The 16,681-nt window shown below is 64.8% G+C and carries 16 protein-coding genes and 1 tRNA gene; 6 read left to right on the forward strand and 11 right to left on the reverse strand.

From position 1 onward, the window contains the following. The first annotated feature begins 1 nt into the window (after position 1). On the forward strand, positions 2–1,162 hold the full coding sequence (locus XH91_RS28715; protein WP_128953714.1) for a glutathionylspermidine synthase family protein: 1,161 nt from the start codon (positions 2–4) through the stop codon (positions 1,160–1,162). Between the two features lie 176 nt (positions 1,163–1,338). Here the strand turns inward: XH91_RS28715 and XH91_RS28720 are convergent, their stop codons facing one another. The 6 genes from XH91_RS28720 to chpT form a co-directional block, all read right to left on the reverse strand. Beyond that, positions 1,339–2,211 carry a CheR family methyltransferase gene (locus XH91_RS28720; protein ID WP_128953715.1) on the reverse strand — a complete coding sequence of 291 codons (873 nt, stop codon included), beginning with the start codon at positions 2,209–2,211 and terminating at the stop codon, positions 1,339–1,341. Beyond that, positions 2,208–3,410: a protein-glutamate methylesterase/protein-glutamine glutaminase gene (locus tag XH91_RS28725; protein WP_128953716.1), complete on the reverse strand. Its 1,203-nt coding sequence runs from the start codon at positions 3,408–3,410 to the stop codon at positions 2,208–2,210. The genes XH91_RS28720 and XH91_RS28725 overlap by 4 nt, the downstream gene beginning before the upstream one ends. A gap of 74 nt (positions 3,411–3,484) precedes the next feature. After that, a complete protein-coding gene (locus XH91_RS28730; protein ID WP_007600538.1) occupies positions 3,485–3,850 on the reverse strand; it encodes a response regulator in 366 nt (121 codons plus the stop codon). Positions 3,851–3,922: 72 nt separating this feature from the next. Continuing rightward, positions 3,923–4,396 carry a chemotaxis protein CheW gene (locus XH91_RS28735; protein WP_128953717.1) on the reverse strand — a complete coding sequence of 158 codons (474 nt, stop codon included), beginning with the start codon at positions 4,394–4,396 and terminating at the stop codon, positions 3,923–3,925. An 81-nt stretch (positions 4,397–4,477) separates the two neighbouring features. Next, positions 4,478–7,309, reverse strand: a complete 2,832-nt coding sequence (locus XH91_RS28740; protein ID WP_128953718.1) for a hybrid sensor histidine kinase/response regulator — start codon at positions 7,307–7,309, stop codon at positions 4,478–4,480. A 196-nt stretch (positions 7,310–7,505) separates the two neighbouring features. Continuing rightward, the gene (chpT, locus tag XH91_RS28745) at positions 7,506–8,159 is read right to left on the reverse strand and encodes a histidine phosphotransferase ChpT (RefSeq protein ID WP_128953719.1); all 654 of its coding nucleotides are present in this window, start codon (positions 8,157–8,159) and stop codon (positions 7,506–7,508) included. Between the two features lie 176 nt (positions 8,160–8,335). On the opposite strand from chpT, the gene XH91_RS28750 reads away from it, so the two are divergent. Then, positions 8,336–9,163, forward strand: a complete 828-nt coding sequence (locus XH91_RS28750) for a 3'(2'),5'-bisphosphate nucleotidase CysQ family protein (protein ID WP_128953720.1) — start codon at positions 8,336–8,338, stop codon at positions 9,161–9,163. Here the strand turns inward: XH91_RS28750 and XH91_RS28755 are convergent. After that, positions 9,157–9,642, reverse strand: coding sequence for a YHS domain-containing (seleno)protein (locus XH91_RS28755; RefSeq protein WP_128953721.1), 486 nt, complete (start codon positions 9,640–9,642; stop codon positions 9,157–9,159). The genes XH91_RS28750 and XH91_RS28755 overlap by 7 nt on opposite strands. Before the next feature lie 141 nt (positions 9,643–9,783). Here XH91_RS28755 and XH91_RS28760 point away from each other — a divergent pair, with 141 nt between their 5' ends. From XH91_RS28760 to XH91_RS28770, 3 genes are all read left to right on the forward strand, one after another. After that, positions 9,784–10,392: a DUF1134 domain-containing protein gene (locus XH91_RS28760; protein WP_128953722.1), complete on the forward strand. Its 609-nt coding sequence runs from the start codon at positions 9,784–9,786 to the stop codon at positions 10,390–10,392. 120 nt (positions 10,393–10,512) lie between these two features. Beyond that, complete coding sequence (locus XH91_RS28765) at positions 10,513–11,808, forward strand: coiled-coil domain-containing protein (RefSeq protein WP_128953723.1); 1,296 nt, start codon at positions 10,513–10,515, stop codon at positions 11,806–11,808. Between the two features lie 171 nt (positions 11,809–11,979). After that, a tRNA-Val gene (locus tag XH91_RS28770) sits at positions 11,980–12,054 on the forward strand. 230 nt (positions 12,055–12,284) lie between these two features. Here XH91_RS28770 and greA read toward each other — a convergent pair. The 3 genes from greA to XH91_RS28785 all read right to left on the reverse strand — a co-directional run bounded on the left by greA (position 12,285) and on the right by XH91_RS28785 (position 13,897). Beyond that, the gene (gene greA / locus XH91_RS28775; RefSeq protein WP_128953724.1) at positions 12,285–12,767 is read right to left on the reverse strand and encodes a transcription elongation factor GreA; all 483 of its coding nucleotides are present in this window, start codon (positions 12,765–12,767) and stop codon (positions 12,285–12,287) included. Positions 12,768–12,863: 96 nt separating this feature from the next. Beyond that, the gene (locus XH91_RS28780; RefSeq protein ID WP_128953725.1) at positions 12,864–13,370 is read right to left on the reverse strand and encodes a hypothetical protein; all 507 of its coding nucleotides are present in this window, start codon (positions 13,368–13,370) and stop codon (positions 12,864–12,866) included. A 155-nt stretch (positions 13,371–13,525) separates the two neighbouring features. Next, positions 13,526–13,897, reverse strand: a complete 372-nt coding sequence (locus XH91_RS28785) for a hypothetical protein (RefSeq protein ID WP_128953726.1) — start codon at positions 13,895–13,897, stop codon at positions 13,526–13,528. A 529-nt stretch (positions 13,898–14,426) separates the two neighbouring features. Between XH91_RS28785 and XH91_RS28790 the strand changes: the two genes are divergently transcribed. Next, a complete protein-coding gene (locus tag XH91_RS28790; RefSeq protein WP_128953727.1) occupies positions 14,427–15,968 on the forward strand; it encodes a peroxidase family protein in 1,542 nt (513 codons plus the stop codon). A 176-nt stretch (positions 15,969–16,144) separates the two neighbouring features. On the opposite strand, the gene XH91_RS28795 is transcribed toward XH91_RS28790, so the two are convergent. Continuing rightward, on the reverse strand, positions 16,145–16,663 hold the full coding sequence (locus tag XH91_RS28795) for a hypothetical protein (protein WP_128953728.1): 519 nt from the start codon (positions 16,661–16,663) through the stop codon (positions 16,145–16,147). Between the last annotated feature and the right edge of the window lie 18 nt (positions 16,664–16,681).

Genomic DNA, 16,681 nt, shown 5'->3' on the forward strand with positions numbered 1-16,681 from the left:
CATGCAGCGCATCCTTTGTCCCGAGCGCGACGATTGGCAGCAGACCGCCGAACAATGCGGTTTCGCCTTCCACACCATCGACGGCGAGCGCTATTGGGACGAACACGCCTATTACGCCTTCACGCTCGACGAGATCGAACGCGCCATCGAGACGCCGACCGGCGAGATCGATGCGATGTGCCTCGAGCTTGCCGGCCGTGTGATCGGCGACGAGCAGCACCTGCGGCGTCTCAAGATTCCGGAAGCGTTTTGGGACGTCATCGCCGAGAGCTGGGAACGCGACGACCGCAGCCTCTACGGCCGGCTCGATCTCAGGTTTGACGGCGCAACGCCCGCCAAGCTGCTCGAGTATAATGCGGACACGCCGACCTCGATCTTCGAAGCCGCGGTGTTTCAATGGACCTGGCTCGAGCAGGCGATCGAGCGGCGTATCATCCCCGCGCGCGCCGACCAGTTCAACTCGATCCACGAGCGGCTGATCGCAGCGTGGAAGGACATTGCCGCGAACAGGCATGTGCACCTCACCGGCACCACGGGCAACGAGGAAGACGCCGGCACGCTCGCTTATCTCGAAGACACCGCGCGCCAGGCGGGCCTCTCCACGACGCTGCTGGACATCCAAGATATCGGCTGGCGCGACGAGGGCGGCGGCTTCGTCGACCTCGATAACGGCGACATGGAGCTGGTCTTCAAGCTCTATCCCTGGGAGTGGATGTTCCACGACGCGTTCGGGGCGAAGCTCAGGGGCGCGCCGACGCGCTGGATCGAGCCGCCATGGAAGGCAGTGCTCTCCAACAAGGGCATCCTGCCACTGCTCTGGGCGATGTTTCCGAACCACCCCAATCTGCTGCCGGCGTTCTTCGAGGATGACCCACGCGCTGCCGAGCTCGGCAACTCCTATGTCCGCAAGCCGCTGCTGTCGCGCGAAGGCGCCAATGTCACGCTGGTATCCGGCGGAATGTCACTTGACGAGCATGAAGGTCCCTACGGCGCCGAAGGCTTTGTGCGCCAGGCGCTGTCGCCGCTGCCCAATTTTTCCGGCGTCTATCCCGTGGTCGGGAGCTGGCTGGTGGACCACGAGCCGTGCGGGCTTTCGATCCGCGAGGACGAGAGCCCGATCACGGGCAACAGCTCGCGGTTTCTGCCGCATGCGATTTTGTGAGGCTTGCTGTTCTTCCCTTCTCCCCTTGTGGGAGAAGGTGGCGCGAAGCGCCGGATGAGGGGTTCTCTCCACCTGCAAAACCGTTCGTGGGGATGGAGACCTCTCACCCGGCTTCGCTCTCGCGAAGCCCCCCTCGCCCACAAAGGGCCCTCAAGGGGAGAGGGCAGGGAAGCACCTCACCGCGCCGCGGCGACCTTCAGTGGCTGCGGCATCAAGCCGCCCATCGCCCGGCCGGAGCGCGCGGGATTGAGCTGGTAGAGGCCACGACGGTCGGACACGGGGCGGAACGCGTCGGTGATGCCGACGACGGATTCGGCGGCACCTAGCAGCAGCGCGCCGTCGGATTCCAGGCCCTTGGCCATGCGCTCGAAGATCATCGCCTTGGTGTCCTGGTCGAAATAGATCAGCACGTTGCGGCAGAAAATCACGTCGAACGTGCCGAGATGAGAGAAGTCCTGCAACAGGTTGAGCTGGCGGAACTGGACCATCGCACGGACATCGGCATTGAGCTGCCAGACGTCGCTCGCTTGCGTGAAGTATTTCATCAGCAGCTGGATCGGCAAGCCGCGCTGCACCTCGAACTGGCTGTAGACGCCGGCCTTGCACTTCTCCAGCACTTCCTGCGAGAGGTCGGTCGCGACGATCTCGACGCGCCAGCCAGCCAGCGCAGCACCCATCTCCTTCAGGCACATCGCGATCGAATAGGGTTCCTGCCCCGTCGAGGAGGCCGCCGACCAGATCCGCAGCGACCTGCGCGCGGCGCGAGCCTGGATCAGGCCGGGCACGATGCTGTCGCGCAGATGATCGAACGGGATCTTGTCGCGGAAGAAGAACGTCTCGTTGGTGGTCATGGCCTCGACCACATCGGTCGCAAGACGGCCATCGCCGTTCCTGATCTTCAGAACCAGATCGGGAATGCCGGGAAGGCTCGCCTTGCGGGCCAGCGGCAGCAAGCGGCTCTCGACCAGATATTGCTTGTCGGACGAGAGATCGAGACCGGAACGTTCCTTCAGGAACTTGCGCAGATAGTCGTAGTCCGCGGGCGTCACGAGCGGTCTCCCGCGAACAGGCGGTTGACCTTGGCACCGATCTGGTTGAGCGGCAGGATCGCCGCGCAGATGCCGGCATGGGCAGCCGCACCTGGCATGCCCCAGACCACGCTCGAGGCTTCGTCCTGCGCGATCACGCTGCCACCGGCTGCGACGATGTCCTTACCGCCGCGCATGCCGTCCGAGCCCATGCCCGTCAGGATCACGGAGAGGATGTTGCCGTGCCAGATGTCGATGGCGGAGGTGAAGAGCGGATCGACCGCGGGTTTGCAGAAATTGACGGCGGGACCATCGTCGAGCGCGATCGCGGCCTCAGCGCCGCTGCGCGCGACGCGCATGTGCTTGCCGCCCGGAGCGAGATAGATGCGACCCGGCTTGACCGGCTCGCCATCGACAGCCTCGGCTGCCGGCTTGCGGCTCGAACGCGCCAGATGCTCGGCGAGAATGGTGGTGAAGGTCGGCGGCATGTGCTGGGTGATCAGCACCGGGAAGCGGTCGATGACGGGGCCGAGCTCGGTGACGAGCGCCATCAGCGCCTGCGGGCCACCGGTCGAGGAGCCGATCAGCAGCACCTTCGGCGCCTGGGTCGAGAACGGACGCGTGGAGAGCGGACCCGACGACGGGGCATGCGGAGCCGGAGCAAGCGCGGGCGCGGCAGGCCGCGCAACAACCGGTGCACGCGCGAGCGGTGCGGCAGGGCTCGCGGGCGCGAGCGGCGGGCTCGCCACCGCCGGCTTGCGGCGCAGCCGTGCTCCGAGATGACGGATCTTCTGGATCAGGTCGTGATGGAAGATATCAGCGGCCGACGTCTCGCGCGTCGATTCCGGTTTGGGAATGTAGTCGGCCGCGCCGAGCGACAGCGCCTTGAAGCTGATCTCCGCATTGCGGCGGGTCAACGTCGAAGCCATGATGATGACGAGATCGCGCTTCTTCGCCAGCAGTTGCGGCAACGCCGAGATGCCGTCGAGCTCGGGCATTTCGATATCGAGCACCGCGACGTCGGGATTGATGCGTTCGAGCTGGTTGACCGCCTCGAGCCCGGTGCGCAGCGACGCCGCGACCTCCATGTCGTGCTCGGCTCCGATCCAGCGCGAGATCAGACCGCGTATGACGACGGAGTCGTCGACGACCATCACCCGCAGCGGCCCGGCCTCACGCGACGGGCTCATGGTCGAATTACCTGCGAACGCAACACTCATTACTCACCAACTCAGACTGAAACGGTTTAGTTGAAGACAAACGCCGAAGGAGCCGTCCAGCCTCCGGTGTTCGCTCAGATCAAGCCGACTTCCTGGAACTTCGCTGTCACGATGTCCTTGTCGAACGGCTTCATGATGTATTCGTTGGCGCCGGCATGCAGCGCGCGCGCGATGTGCGCGACGTCGTTCTCGGTGGTGCAGAACACCACCTTCGGCTGGTCGCCGCCGGGCATGCGGCGCAGATGGCCGAGGAATTCGTAGCCGTCCATGACAGGCATGTTCCAGTCGAGCAGCACAGCGTCGGGCAGTCCGCGCTTGCAGGCCTCCAGGGCCTTCTCACCGTCCTCGGCTTCGAGAATCTGGAAGTCGAGGCCTTCCAGGATCCGGCGCGCAACCTTGCGGATGACGCTGGAATCATCAACGACGAGACAAGTTCGCATGTGAACCTCTGCTTCCTATCCCCTGTGCGGGGTACTTCCAATTACAGATACGTCGGCCGGTGCGCCGGCGTATCAGGCCGCCATCATCTCGGGCGCGAGCTCAAGGACGCGATCGACGTCGAGGACGACCATGAGCTGGCCGTCGAGACGGTGGACGCCACCGGCGAGCTTGGCCATGCGGGGGTCGAGGTTGACGGGGTTCTCTTCCTTGCTGTCCTCGGGCAGGCGCAGCACCTCGCCGATCTGGTCGATCAGCAGGCCATAGGATTCGCCGCGCAGATCGACGCCGACGGCCATGGGGGTCTTGCCGTCCTCGTCCCGGGGCAGGCCGAGACGGGCGCGCATGTCGACCACGGTGACGATGCGGCCGCGCAGGTTCAGGACGCCCGAGATCTCGCGCGAGGACAAGGGAACGCGGGTGACGCGCTCGGGCATGAACACGTCCTGGACGCGGGAGATCGGCAGGCCGAACAGCTGGCCGCCGATCATCGCGGTGACGTATTCGACCATGGCGCCTTCGCCGATCTGGGTCTTCTGCTTGCTCATCTCGATATCTCCTGATCCAGGTCCTTGTTTTTGAGCATGATCTGATCGGAAAACCGCTTCACACTTTTCCGGATCATGCCCTTACGCCGCTGCCCGGCTCAGCTCGGAGGCGCCGGCGGCGCCCGCGGTCTGCTCCTTCAGCGCCGCGATCAGACCGGGACGGTCGAACTTGGCGACATAGTCGTGGAAGCCGGCCTGACGGCCGCGCTCGATCGCGGCCGGCGACACCAGGGCGGAGAGGCCGATGATCGGCATCGAGCCCAGATTGCTGTCGGAGCGGATCGTTTCCGCGAACTCGAACCCGTTCATGTCGGGCATCTCGATGTCGGTCAGCACCACGTCGAAGGTCTGCGCACGCAGCGCGGCGAGGCCTTCCTGCGCGGTCGGCGCGGTGCGGACGCGGTAGCCGGCGGCCTTCAGCACCGGGGCCAGCATGTTGCGGAAGAAGGCACTGTCGTCGACCAGCAGCACCGACTGCGAGTGCATCGACGGCTTCATCTCCTTGCGGGTGAACCAGTCGGCGAACGCCATCGGCAGGAAGTGGCCGACGTCGATCACCTCGGTGGCCTGGCCCTTGATCACGGCCGAGCCGAGGATGCCGGAAGCCGAGCCGCCGACCTCGATGTTGAGGCGCTCCTCGACGATGTCGATGATCTCGTCGACGACCAGGCCCATGGAGCGGCCGTCATCGGCGAACACCAGGATCGGCTGGGCGCCCTGGCTTGCGATGGTGACGCCGTCCATGGCCACCAGCGGCATCAGCTGCTCGCGGTACTGCACCATGTAGCGGCCGTTCGAGAACTCGATCTTGTCGGCCGGCAGCTCTTCCAGGCGGGTGACGAGACCGAGCGGGACCGCCTTGGGCTGGGACGAGCCGGCACGGAACACGAGCAGCGAGGTGGTCTGCTCGCCCGAGCCGATATGATGGCCGCTGTTGTCGTCGGCCAGGTCATGGGCCGAGGAGCCGGCGGCGCCGAGCGCCTTGGCAATGCCGTTGGGGTCGATGATCATGATGACGGCGCCATCGCCCAGGATGGTATTGCCCGAGAACATGTCGATGTGACGCAGTTTGGTCGACATCGGCTTGACCACGATTTCTTCGGTGTGGAACACGCCGTCGACGACGATGCCGAAGGTCTGGCTGCCGACCTGCGTGACCACGATGAAGCCGTTCTCGGGATCGGAGGCCGCGCCGTCGTCGATCTTGAGGAGCTTCTTCAGGTGGATCAGCGGCAACAGCTTGTTGCGCAGGCGCAGGACCGCCGTGTCCTTGATGCGCTCGATGCGGTGCTCGCTATTGGCGCGGGCGCGGACCAGCTCGACCACCGAGAGCTGCGGGATCGCGAAGCGGTCGCCGGCGGCCTCGACGATCAGGGCCGAGACGATGGCGAGCGTCAGCGGGATCTTGATGGTGACGGAGGATCCCTCACCGGCCACCGACTTGATGTCGATGGTGCCGCCGATCTGGTCGATATTGGTGCGGACCACGTCCATGCCGACGCCGCGGCCCGAGACCGAGGTGATGGCGGCCGCGGTGGAGAAGCCCGGCGCGAAGATGAACTTGTGGATCTGGGCTTCGCTCATCTTCTCGAGCTCGGCCTCGGAGACGAGACCGGAGGAGAGCGCCTTGGCCTTGATCTTCTCGGTGTTGAGGCCGCGGCCATTGTCGGCGATGCAGATGATGATGTGGCCGCCCTCGTGATAGGCGGAGAGGCGGATGGTGCCCTGCTCGCCCTTGCCGCTGGCCAGGCGCTCGGCGGGGGTCTCCAGGCCATGATCGGCGGAGTTGCGCACCATGTGGGTGAGCGGGTCCTTGATCAGGTCGAGCACCTGGCGGTCGAGCTCGGTGTCGGCGCCGTGCATCTCCAGCTCGATCTGCTTGCCGAGTTCGCTCGAGAGGTCGCGGACGATGCGGGGCAGCTTCTGCCAGGCATTGCCGATCGGCTGCATGCGCGTCTTCATGACGCCTTCCTGCAGCTCGGCGGTGACGTTGGAGAGGCGCTGCAGCGGCACCTTGAACTCGGTGTCCTCGTTGCGCCTCGAGATCTCCAGGAGCTGGTTGCGGGTCAAGACCAGCTCGGAGACCATGGTCATCAAATGCTCCAGCGTATCCACGTTGACGCGGATCGACTGGTTGGCGATGCTGGCGCCTTCGCCGGCATTCTCGTCGGCCATCGACTTCTTCGGCGCGGCCTTCTCCTTGGGCGCCTTCACGTCCTTCGCGGCCGGCGCTTCAGCCGCAGGCTCTTCGGCCTTCACTTCGGCCCTGGCAACCGGCGCTTCGATCGCGGTCTCGCGGAAGGCGCGCTCGAGCTCGTCGAGCGAGACCTCGCCGGGACGCAAGGGGCGCTCCAGGGTCTGGTCGATCAACGAGCCCGTGGTCATCTCTTTGGCGGGAGCGGCGGCGGGTGCAGCGGCGACTGGCGCTTCCGGCACCAGCGGCGGAGCCTCGGCGACGGGAGCAGCGGCGCCTGCGGCCGGCATCGGCTGCGCCGAGCCTGACGCGATCGGCGAAGCCGACGCTGACATCGCCGCCATGCCCTGCTCGACCATCGCTTCGAGCTTGTCGATGAGATCGCGGTCGTTCCCCTCGGGCTCGGCTTCGGTCGCCTCCAGGCCTGCCAGGATCTCCTTGATGCGGTCGATCGAGGACAGGATCACCGTCACGGCCTGGCCGGTCACCGGCATGCCGTCGCGGAATTTGCCCATCAGGGTCTCGCCGGCATGCGCCAGCGCTTCAAGCCGCGGCAAGCCAAGGAAGCCGCACGTCCCCTTGATGGTGTGAACCAGGCGGAAGATGTTATCCAGTATCTTGGCGTTGTTCGGCTCCTGCTCGAACTTCACCAGCTGATTGTCGACGGTGTCCAGGCTCTCGCTGGTCTCCGTCAGAAACTCCCGCAACAGATCATCCATGAAAACAGGCCTTCATACAGGGAGGGCGCGCACGAAACGTGATGCGCCAGATCGGAATGAGGCCAGCTTCACCGCAAAGCGTTTAATATTGGTTGAGTATGTGCAAAAGAACGGAACCAACAAAGAGATAAGGCGCTCCGGACAAGCCGAAGCGCCTCGTAAAGGATCGATTAACGCTTGAGAGCGATGCGCTCGTTTACGAAGCGGTAACGATGACGGCTTCGCCTTCCAGCTTGAGCGTCACGGTGAGCCCGCAGGCCTGCGCCAGCAGCCGCGTGTAATAAGGCTGGATCGCGTGAGCGTCGGCTGCCGGGCCACGCTCGCCGCTGAGCAGCTCGGAGATATTCTGCGGCAGGCGGGCATTGTGTCCGGTCGCGGTGATGCGGAAGCTCATCGTCTCGCCCTCGCCGATCGGATCGACCGTCAGCATGCCGCCGCGCGGGATCGTGTGCTGGGAGACGACCAGCATATTGAGCAGCAGCTTGACGCGATTCTTCGGCAGCAGCAGACGCGGCAGATTCCATGTGATCGTGCACTTGCCGTCCTCGATGTGGCCCTTCGCCATGGTCTGGGCATCGCCGAGGTCGATCTGGGCTCCCGAGGAGCCGGCCGCGCCGAAGGCGAGACGGCAGAACTGCAGGCGGGCGGAGGCGGTCTTGGCGCTCTTGCGGATCAGGTCGAGGGCGAATTCGCGGTCCTCGGGCTTGGGATCGTCATCGAGCACTTCAAGCCCATTGACGATGGCGCCGACCGGGCTGATGAGATCGTGACAGACCCGCGAGCACAGCAGGGCCGCGAGTTCGAGCATGTCGGGAGCAGAAGCGGTAGCTGAAGACGGAGCGTCAGACATAAAGGGTTCCTGGAATTGCACGGCGCGGACGCGGCGAATCACGCATGGCTTGGACTGTCGCTGCGGGTTCTATCATTCGCCAGCCCGTGGCAGGAAGCTTGCGATAGGTTCGAAGCGGCCATAAGGGGACACGGGCGAATCACGTGAACAGGGGCAAACTTGCCGATGAATGAGGCATGCAGGTGAGGATCATCGACGGCGAGGCCGCTGGTCGGCTGATGGAGCCCCTGACCGCGCTAGTGGTGCAGGCCGGCGAGGCGATCCTCGGCGTCAACCGCTCCGCGATGCGGGTCGATGGCAAGCAGGACGGCTCGCCTGTCACCGAGGCCGACCTCGCCGCCGACCGGATCATTGCCGAGGGCCTCGCCCGGCTTGCGAACGACGTGCCGACGCTCTCGGAAGAGCGAACCCATCTCGCCTCGCCGCCGTTTCGCGGCAGCTTCTTCCTGATCGATCCACTTGACGGCACCAAGGAATTCGTCGCCGGCCGCGACGAATTCACCGTCAATCTCGCCCTGGTCACCGAGGGCGTGCCGCTGCTCGGCATCGTCAGCGCGCCCGCGCTCGGGCTGCTCTGGCGCGGCATCGTCGGCCGCGGCGCCGAGCGCGTGACATTTGACGGCACCACCATCGGCACCACCGAGCCGATCCGGACCCGCAAGCTACCCGGGCATGGCGAGCCCTGGATCGCGGCGGTGAGCCGTTCGCATGGCGACCCCAAAAGCGAAGCCTTCATCGACGCAAGACCCAACGCCGTCAGAAAGACCTGTGGCTCGGCCGTGAAGTTCGGCCGGATCGCGGAGGGCAGTGCCGACATCTACCCCCGCTTCGGGCCGACCTGCGAATGGGATGTCGGGGCGGGGTGCGCCGTGGTGACGGCCGCCGGCGGCAAGGTGACCGACGGCCAAGGCGGCGAGATCAGGTTCGGGGAGCGCGGTGACACCGGTTTCATCATCCCCGATTTCATCGCCTGGGGCGATGTCCGGGCGGTAGCAACCTACTGACTGAGCTTGTCCTGCAGCGCCGGCCAGCGCTTGCCGACCTCATACAGGAAGCGTTCGGGGTCTTTGGTGAAGGCGTCGCGGTTGTCTTCGCGGCTGAACAGATACAGCCGCTGTGCCGAGATGGCGTAGAAGCGGGGATTGCCGGCGATGGTCACGCCGCGCGCAATGTCGACGGGGTCATAGCCGCCGAACTGCGGTCCGTAGACTTCGGGATGTGCCAAAAATTCCGCCCGGTTGCCCTCGTTGCGGAAGCGCCAGACCGCGCCCCAGAGATTGGCCTCGAACTCCGCCGTCCCTTGCTCGGCTCCGCCATCGACGAAATAGGCCACGGGGTCGAAGCCTTCGATGGCGACGCCCGAGAAGCGATTGACGACGATGCGCTCGGTGGTGGCAGCTCGTGCAGGCAACCAGGACAGGCCGAGCCAAATGCCCGCCAACAGGCAGACCAGACGGCCGATCAAGGCAATTCCGGGGCGCAAAGGGCTATCTTCCTGCCGTTGTGCCGTCATAGTTGCTGCGGATAACATCCGAGTCGAGGGGACATCCGGCGCAACCTAGAGCCGTGCCTAATAGCATCAGGTTAAGGGAAGCGGTCCGGGATCGATATCAGGGGTTCTTTTATGACTTTCGCATCACGCCTTGCCGCAGTGGCGCTCATCGCGCTGGCTGGCTGGACCGTGCCGGCCTCCGCCCAGACGGCCGCGCCGCCGCCGGACCTGCCACCGCCGCAGCGGACCCCGAGCCCCAACACCTATGGACCGGAGGAACTCGTCACCGCGGGCCATCGATTCTTCGGCAATGTCTCGCGCGGGCTCGCCTCGATCATCGAGAAGGCGGTCAGCCAATGGGGCCTGCCGAACGGCTACATCCTCGGCGAGGAAGGCTCGGGCGCCTTCGTTGCGGGCCTGCGCTACGGCGAAGGCACGCTCTACACCAAGAACGCCGGCGATTTGCGCGTCTATTGGCAGGGTCCCTCGCTCGGCTTCGACTGGGGCGGCGACGGCGCGCGCACCATGACGCTGGTCTATAACCTGCCGGCCACCAACGCGATCTACCAGCGCTTCGCCGGCATCGACGGCTCGGCCTATATCATCGGCGGCTTCGGCATGACGGCGCTCACTGCCAACAACATCGTGCTGGTGCCGATCCGCTCCGGCCTGGGCTTACGCCTCGGCGCCAATATCGGCTATCTGAAATACACGCCGCGGGCGACCTGGAACCCGTTCTAGGTCCCCTCCTTCCCCTCCGGTTTCCGGATTCACGTTAACAACAGGGCGGGGCTGGCTTTTTGCCGGCCCGCCATGCATTGTCCTTGGTAAATTTTTCCTTGTCTGTTGGAGCTCTGACCCATGGTCGAACCGATCATGTACCTGGCGATCGGTTTCCTGCTGTCGATGCTGTGCGGGCTCGCCATCGTGCCGCTGGTGCATAACCGCGCGGTGCGCCTGACCACGCGCCGGCTCGAGGCGGCGACGCCCTTGTCGATGGCGGAGATCCAGGCCGACAAGGACCAGCTCCGCGCCGAGTTCGCCATGTCGGCGCGGCGGCTCGAGATGAGCGTCGACCAGCTCAAGAACAAGACCACGAGCCAGCTTGCCGAGCTCGGCAAGAAGAGCGACGCCATCAACCGCATGAAGATCGAGCTCGGCGAGAAGAACGCCACGATCTTCGCGCTCGAGGCGCGCGAGAAGGCGGTGAAGGAGCAGCTCCGCGCCACCGAGGAGGAATTCAACACCAAGACCGAGGCGCTGCGCGAGGCCGAGATCGCGCTGAGCAACAAGCAGGGCGAGCTCGCCAAGATCAACTCCGAACTGTCGGACCGCTCGATGATGGCCGAGACCCGCCAGGTCGAGCTGGTCGCGGTGCGCGCCCAGATCGAGGAATTGAAGAATCGCGTCGGCGACGCCGAGAAGGAATTTGCCGCGACGCAGGCCCGCCTGACGCAGGAGCGCTCGGAATCAGAGACCGTCTCGCGCGAGCTCGGCGACGCGCGTGGCCGCGTCGAGAGCCTGAGCCAGCGTGTCACCGAGCTCGATCGCCAGCTCATCGTGCAGGTCAAGGAAGCCGAGATGCTCTCGGGGCGCGTTGCCGACCTCGAAGGCCGCCTCGCCACCCAGGGCAAGCTGCTGGCCGAGCGCGACTATGAGAACAACCAGCTGCGCCAGACCAACGAGGGCGCCGAGCGCACCATCAAGGAGCTGCGCGTCGAGATCGCAGCCTTAAGCGGCGGCAAATCATCGGCCGCGATGGAGACGCTGCGCGCCGAGAAGGCCGCCCTCGAAGAGCAACTCCGCACCGCCCGCGACGAGCGCGCCAAGCTCCAGCGCGACATCAATGCGATCCAGCAGCAGGCCGAGAGCTCCTGGGCGACCGAGCGCATGGAGAATGCGCTGTTGCGCGAGCGCATCAACGACATCGCCGCCGAGGTGGCAAAGCTCGCGATGCAGCTCGAGGGCCCGAACTCGCCGATCGAGGCGCTGCTGGCGGCCGAAGCCGGCCAGCCGCCGAAGCCCGCGCCGCGCCCGGCCAATGGCGTCGCCACCAATGGCGCGGCAAGCCCCCTGCCCGAGGGCGGCGGAACGCTGGCCGAGCGCATCCGCGCGCTCCAGGCTCACGCCTCCCGCGCCCGCCAGCAGGGCGCGTAAGCGGCCCAAAACCCGGCCGCGCCGCCGAATTGTGACAGCAGCGGAAGGTTTTCCGGCCCCAGGCGGCCTGAAAAGCCGCCTGAAAACTTGACACTGAAAGCCCGCACTTCTAAATCGCGGGCTCCGATGCGCCGGCCGGCCGAAAAGTCCGGCCGCCTGCATGATGGTCCCGGGCGCATAGCTCAGCGGGAGAGCGTTCCCTTCACACGGGAGAGGTCCAAGGTTCGATCCCTTGTGCGCCCACCACGCTTCGCCAAAAGGCTCCGCGTGGCGCAGCCAAGCCCAATGATGGCGAAGCGTGTCCGGCGTCGCACGAAGAGCCTAGACGGACCGGGGCGTCTTGCTCCCGCTCCGATTAAAATGTCGAAAACAACCCCATGCACAGTAGCCGGCGTCGGTAGGATTAACGGGCTGTGAATTTTCCGAAAATCGGTTGACGCGTCGGGCAAAACAGCAGGCAGGCTGGGGCCATCCGCCTACCCGATCGCCAACACCTCGATCTCCTGCGCACCCGCGCCCACGACATCGCCGACCGCCTTCCCCATCAGCGACTTCGCGACCGGGGCGACGAACGAGATCGAGCCCGCCTTCGGATCGGCTTCGTCCTCGCCGACGATGCGGTAGGTTTGGACGCGGCCATCGGCGCGGCTGAACGTCACCGTGCTGCCGAAAGAGACCACCTCGTTCGACGCGGGACTTGCGACGAGTTGCGCGGTGCGCAGCCGTTCGCCGAAATATCTGATATCGCGCAGCGGCACCGCCGACTGCCGGCGCTTTTCGTTGACGTCGTCGATGGCCTGCGCGGCCTCATAGGCTTCGCGCGCCTGATGGAGCTGCGTCTGCAAGGCCTGCAGGCCTGCTTCCGTCACGAGATTCGGATGCGGCGAGATCGGGCGATCCGGCAGCAACGTTTCGGACGCGGTCTCGGCGCTTTCTTCTTTGGTAAAGGCGACGCTCAATTCGAATATCCTGTCGAACGGTGAACACCCTCTCCCAAGCGGAGAGAGGACCGCGAGTTCCCGGCTCGCATCGATTCAATCAAATTCCGTCGATCCTTATATCTCGAGTTCGACGAAACGACGCAGCTTGAAGACGAGGTCGGGCAGGGCCTGGCGGAATCGCGTCGCATTCTGGAAATTGGTCGAGAACGGCGCGAAGGTGATCATCGCATTCCAGTGCCTGTACCCGTAGACCGTGACCGAGACACCGGACGCCGGAAAGCCCTCGATCTTCCTGAGCTCGCCGAGCACGAGATCGGCGATCGCATCCGCCGGCAGAAGCCTCTTGCCGTCAGGCGTCAGGGGCGGACTGGCCGGCGCGGCCGGCTGCGCAAGCGCCGCCGCTTCATCGGATGCGCCGTCGGAGCCGCCACCGGGTGTGTTCTGCAGCTTCGGCGATTCCGCTTCGGGAATCTCGGGGACCACCGCGGCTGGTCCCGCCGCGGGTGCGGCCGGAAGGAAGTCGGCAAGCAGCGGCGGGCTGGCGGCCTCTGCGCGCTTGTTGCCTCCCAGGATGCTGCTGATCATCGCCACAAGGCCAGCATCCTTCGCGTCGTCGCTCATCTGATCATCCCCCCTGGCCCTCGCCTACTGTAACACCGGCACCGGAGGCCGCCACTGGGGCCGCTGATCAGATCACGCCATCACTCCTGCATGGCTCCCGTCAGGTTCCACCATGGCGCGATGCGGGTGCACACCGCGCCATTGGGGCAATCCTTTCACTGCTTATCGAACGGAATATATTGCTGGTACTCCTTCGGCACCGACTTGCGATAGCGCGCCGGAACGGTGCCGCTGTCGATCGAATGATCGATCTCCTGCTGCCGCGTCATCTTCTTCTTCGCCGGCTTCTTCTCGGCACTCTTCTTCGCACCGGCCGGCGGGGTTGACGTGTTGGTGGCGGCAGCCGGTGTGGAGGTCGCAGCCGGCGCAGTGGTCGCGGCAGGCGGCGCGTTGGCAGCAGGCGGCGTGGTGGCCGCGGCCGCCGGCGGCGTGGTCCCCGCGGCGGGCGCGTTCTGCGCCAGCGCGAGCGGTGTCTGCATGATGAGAGTCAGCGCGGCAGTCGCGGCCAGCAGATAAGATCTTTGCATCACAACCTCCAAAATCTCTGATCCCAATGACGGAAGCGTAGTCCCGCAGGATCGATGCGTGCAAGTACGCCGAAGATAGGCGCGACCAGTGTTGCAAACTGTGGCCGGGATCACATTGCCACAAACGCGACGTGCGCTCCGACATCAGGACACGAACGACAATGTGTCGGAGCAGCCCGGGACTCCGCGACCATTGGCAAGGCGGCATGCCTGCACTCGTGCAATTTTTACGCGAACACGACATTCGCTACGTCAATCGCTTGCCCGATCAAGTCGGTGAAGCCGACATTGCTTCGAGGCGCGGATGGCGATGACGAGAATGTTATTCGGCATCTGCTTTGGAAAAATCTGCAAAGCGCATCCGCAGCTTGCTCGCAACGCTCGCTGCTGGAACCGCATCGACGTCGCGCGATGTGTGAAGCAACGCATTGCGACATCAAATTCCGCGATCTAGCCTCACCTGCATATTTCATAACGAACAACTTTAAGTTTAGTTACTTTCCGTCGTAACTTTTCAAGGAGGTACTTTATGAGCAGTCGTCACGCTACGCCGCCCCGCGGTCTCAACGCCACCCGTTCGCCGCTGTCACAAGGCCGCTTTGGTCGCATGTTCCGCACCCTGACGCCGGCGACGTTCGGTCCGAACGAAGCCGATAACATTGCCAACCTCTCCGCCCTCGCCGACAACATGGTCGGCGATTTTGATCCGCCCAAGGACGGCCCCGATGCCGAGGAGAGCGGAATTCCCGCGCTCTATACGTATTTCGGCCAGTTCATCGATCACGACATCACCTTCGATCCGGTGAGTTCGCTGGCCAAGCAGCAGGATCCCGACGGACTGATCGATTTCCGCACGCCGTCGCTCGATCTGGACAATCTCTATGGGCGCGGGCCGAACGACCAGCCCTACATGTACGACAGCAACGGCAAGTTCCTGCTCGGAGATCCCTTGACCGGCACCGGCGTCTCCAGCGCCTTCGACCTGCCGCGCTTCAGGGGGCGGGCCCTGATCGGCGATCCCCGCAATGACGAGAACAGCATCGTCTCGCAGTTCCAGGGGCTGATGCTGCGCTTCCACAACCGCATGGTCGACGACAACGACACCCTCTCCTTCCAGGACGTGCAACAGCGCGTCCGCTTCCACTACCAATATGTCGTGCTCAACGACTTCCTGCCGCGCATCGTCAATGCCAGCGTGCTGAACGATCTCAAGAGCGGCGGCCGCTACGACCGCAGCAAGCTCGCCTATTATCACTGGAAGACATTTCCCTACATGCCGGTCGAGTTTTCGGTCGCGGCCTACCGGCTCGGTCATTCCATGATCCGGCCCGGTTATCGGCTCAACGACGCCGACAACATGCTGCTGCAGATCTTCCCAGATCCCAATAATCCCGACAACAACGCGCTAACCGGCTTCCGCTCCATGGGGCCGGGACGCGCCATCGACTGGGGCCGCTTCATCGACATCGACACGCGCGCCTATGGCGTCGAGGACGACAGCACCAATGTCGACAACAAGCGGCGGCTCCAGTACGCCTATCGCATCGACACCTCGCTGGTCGATCCGTTGCGCAAGCTGCCGCCGGAGATCGCGTCCAATCCGTCGTCGCTGGCGCTGCGCAACCTCGAACGCGGCTGGCGGCTTGGCCTGCCCTCGGGCCAGGCGGTCGCCAGGGCCATGCACCAGACGCCGCTGACCGACGAGCAGATCATCGTCGGCCGCGCCGTCGACCATCCCACTGCCGGCGACCCGCAGGTTCCGATCGCGTCGATCGCGAACGGCGCGTTCAAGGGCAATTGCCCGCTCTGGACCTACATCCTCGCGGAAGCGCGTCAGTTCGCGACGTCGGTCACGGTCTCCGCCACCGGCGCGCCGGCAACCGGAATCACGACGCCGCAACTCGGCCCGGTCGGCGGACGCATCATCGCCGAAGTCTTCCTCGGCATGATGTTCGGCGACGCCTCCTCCGTGCTGTCGCTCGACCCGAACTGGGCACCGGTGACCGGTCCCGATTTCAAGCTGAAGGATCTCGTGACCTACGCGCTGGGCAATGGCCCTGCGCTGCATTGAGCGGGTGACGAGATGATGCGAGGCCGTCCGCATCATGCGGGCGGCTCTCGTCATCGACCGTAAGAGCTCCCTGAGATGAAACTCCTCTCTGCTACGACGGAGGTGCGTTGGGGAGAGAACGGAGAGAGTGGTGCTCGCGGTCAACTTGGCAGAAGCAGTGCGTACGAAACTGCGCTTTAATGCGCCGCTCCAAGACCGTTCTCCGCGAGGCGGCCCGCGAACCACAGCGACTGCGCTTGATCGACTGCGCCGCTGACATAGACCTCCGACACCGTCACGCCTTGCCTGTCCAGCACCAGCAGCACGCCGATCCAATAAGCGAACCAGATATGCGGATCGGTCAGCGCCATCAGCTTGTGCTGGTCGTGCTCGAGCGGCGTGTGGTTGCTGGCCTTGCGGATCTCGACGGTCAGCAGATTGTTCGGGATCTCGCGCTGGTGCACGACGACATCAGGATAGATCGACTTGCCGAGATGATCGTCGGTCGAGATGATGGTGCCGTGCGGCAGATGCAGCGTGCGCTCGCCGAGGCGATCGTAATTGCAGTCGACGGCCCAGCCCGAAAATTGCTGCTCGAGATAGACGGCGAAGCGGTGCGTGATGGCGCGTTCGCCGACGTCCTTCTCGAACAGGAATGTCTCGTGGGCATAGAACTCCCTGAGCGCCGCGATCACCTTGTTCAGCTCGGTCTGCATCGTGCCTCCGGGCTCTTT

The organism is Bradyrhizobium guangzhouense (genome assembly GCF_004114955.1).
Classification (GTDB): Bacteria; Pseudomonadota; Alphaproteobacteria; order Rhizobiales; family Xanthobacteraceae; genus Bradyrhizobium; species Bradyrhizobium guangzhouense.

What these genes read in the sequence shown, in the direction of transcription:
- XH91_RS28715 (WP_128953714.1), top strand. Translation starts at nt 2, where the DNA reads ATGCAGCGCATCCTTTGTCCCGAGCGCGACGATTGGCAGCAGACCGCC.
- XH91_RS28725 (WP_128953716.1), bottom strand. Translation starts at nt 3,410, where the DNA reads ATGAGTGTTGCGTTCGCAGGTAATTCGACCATGAGCCCGTCGCGTGAG.
- XH91_RS28730 (WP_007600538.1), bottom strand. Translation starts at nt 3,850, where the DNA reads ATGCGAACTTGTCTCGTCGTTGATGATTCCAGCGTCATCCGCAAGGTT.
- XH91_RS28735 (WP_128953717.1), bottom strand. Translation starts at nt 4,396, where the DNA reads ATGAGCAAGCAGAAGACCCAGATCGGCGAAGGCGCCATGGTCGAATAC.
- XH91_RS28740 (WP_128953718.1), bottom strand. Translation starts at nt 7,309, where the DNA reads ATGGATGATCTGTTGCGGGAGTTTCTGACGGAGACCAGCGAGAGCCTG.
- chpT (WP_128953719.1), bottom strand. Translation starts at nt 8,159, where the DNA reads ATGTCTGACGCTCCGTCTTCAGCTACCGCTTCTGCTCCCGACATGCTC.
- XH91_RS28750 (WP_128953720.1), top strand. Translation starts at nt 8,336, where the DNA reads ATGCAGGTGAGGATCATCGACGGCGAGGCCGCTGGTCGGCTGATGGAG.
- XH91_RS28760 (WP_128953722.1), top strand. Translation starts at nt 9,784, where the DNA reads ATGACTTTCGCATCACGCCTTGCCGCAGTGGCGCTCATCGCGCTGGCT.
- XH91_RS28765 (WP_128953723.1), top strand. Translation starts at nt 10,513, where the DNA reads ATGGTCGAACCGATCATGTACCTGGCGATCGGTTTCCTGCTGTCGATG.
- XH91_RS28780 (WP_128953725.1), bottom strand. Translation starts at nt 13,370, where the DNA reads ATGAGCGACGACGCGAAGGATGCTGGCCTTGTGGCGATGATCAGCAGC.
- XH91_RS28785 (WP_128953726.1), bottom strand. Translation starts at nt 13,897, where the DNA reads ATGCAAAGATCTTATCTGCTGGCCGCGACTGCCGCGCTGACTCTCATC.
- XH91_RS28790 (WP_128953727.1), top strand. Translation starts at nt 14,427, where the DNA reads ATGAGCAGTCGTCACGCTACGCCGCCCCGCGGTCTCAACGCCACCCGT.
- XH91_RS28795 (WP_128953728.1), bottom strand. Translation starts at nt 16,663, where the DNA reads ATGCAGACCGAGCTGAACAAGGTGATCGCGGCGCTCAGGGAGTTCTAT.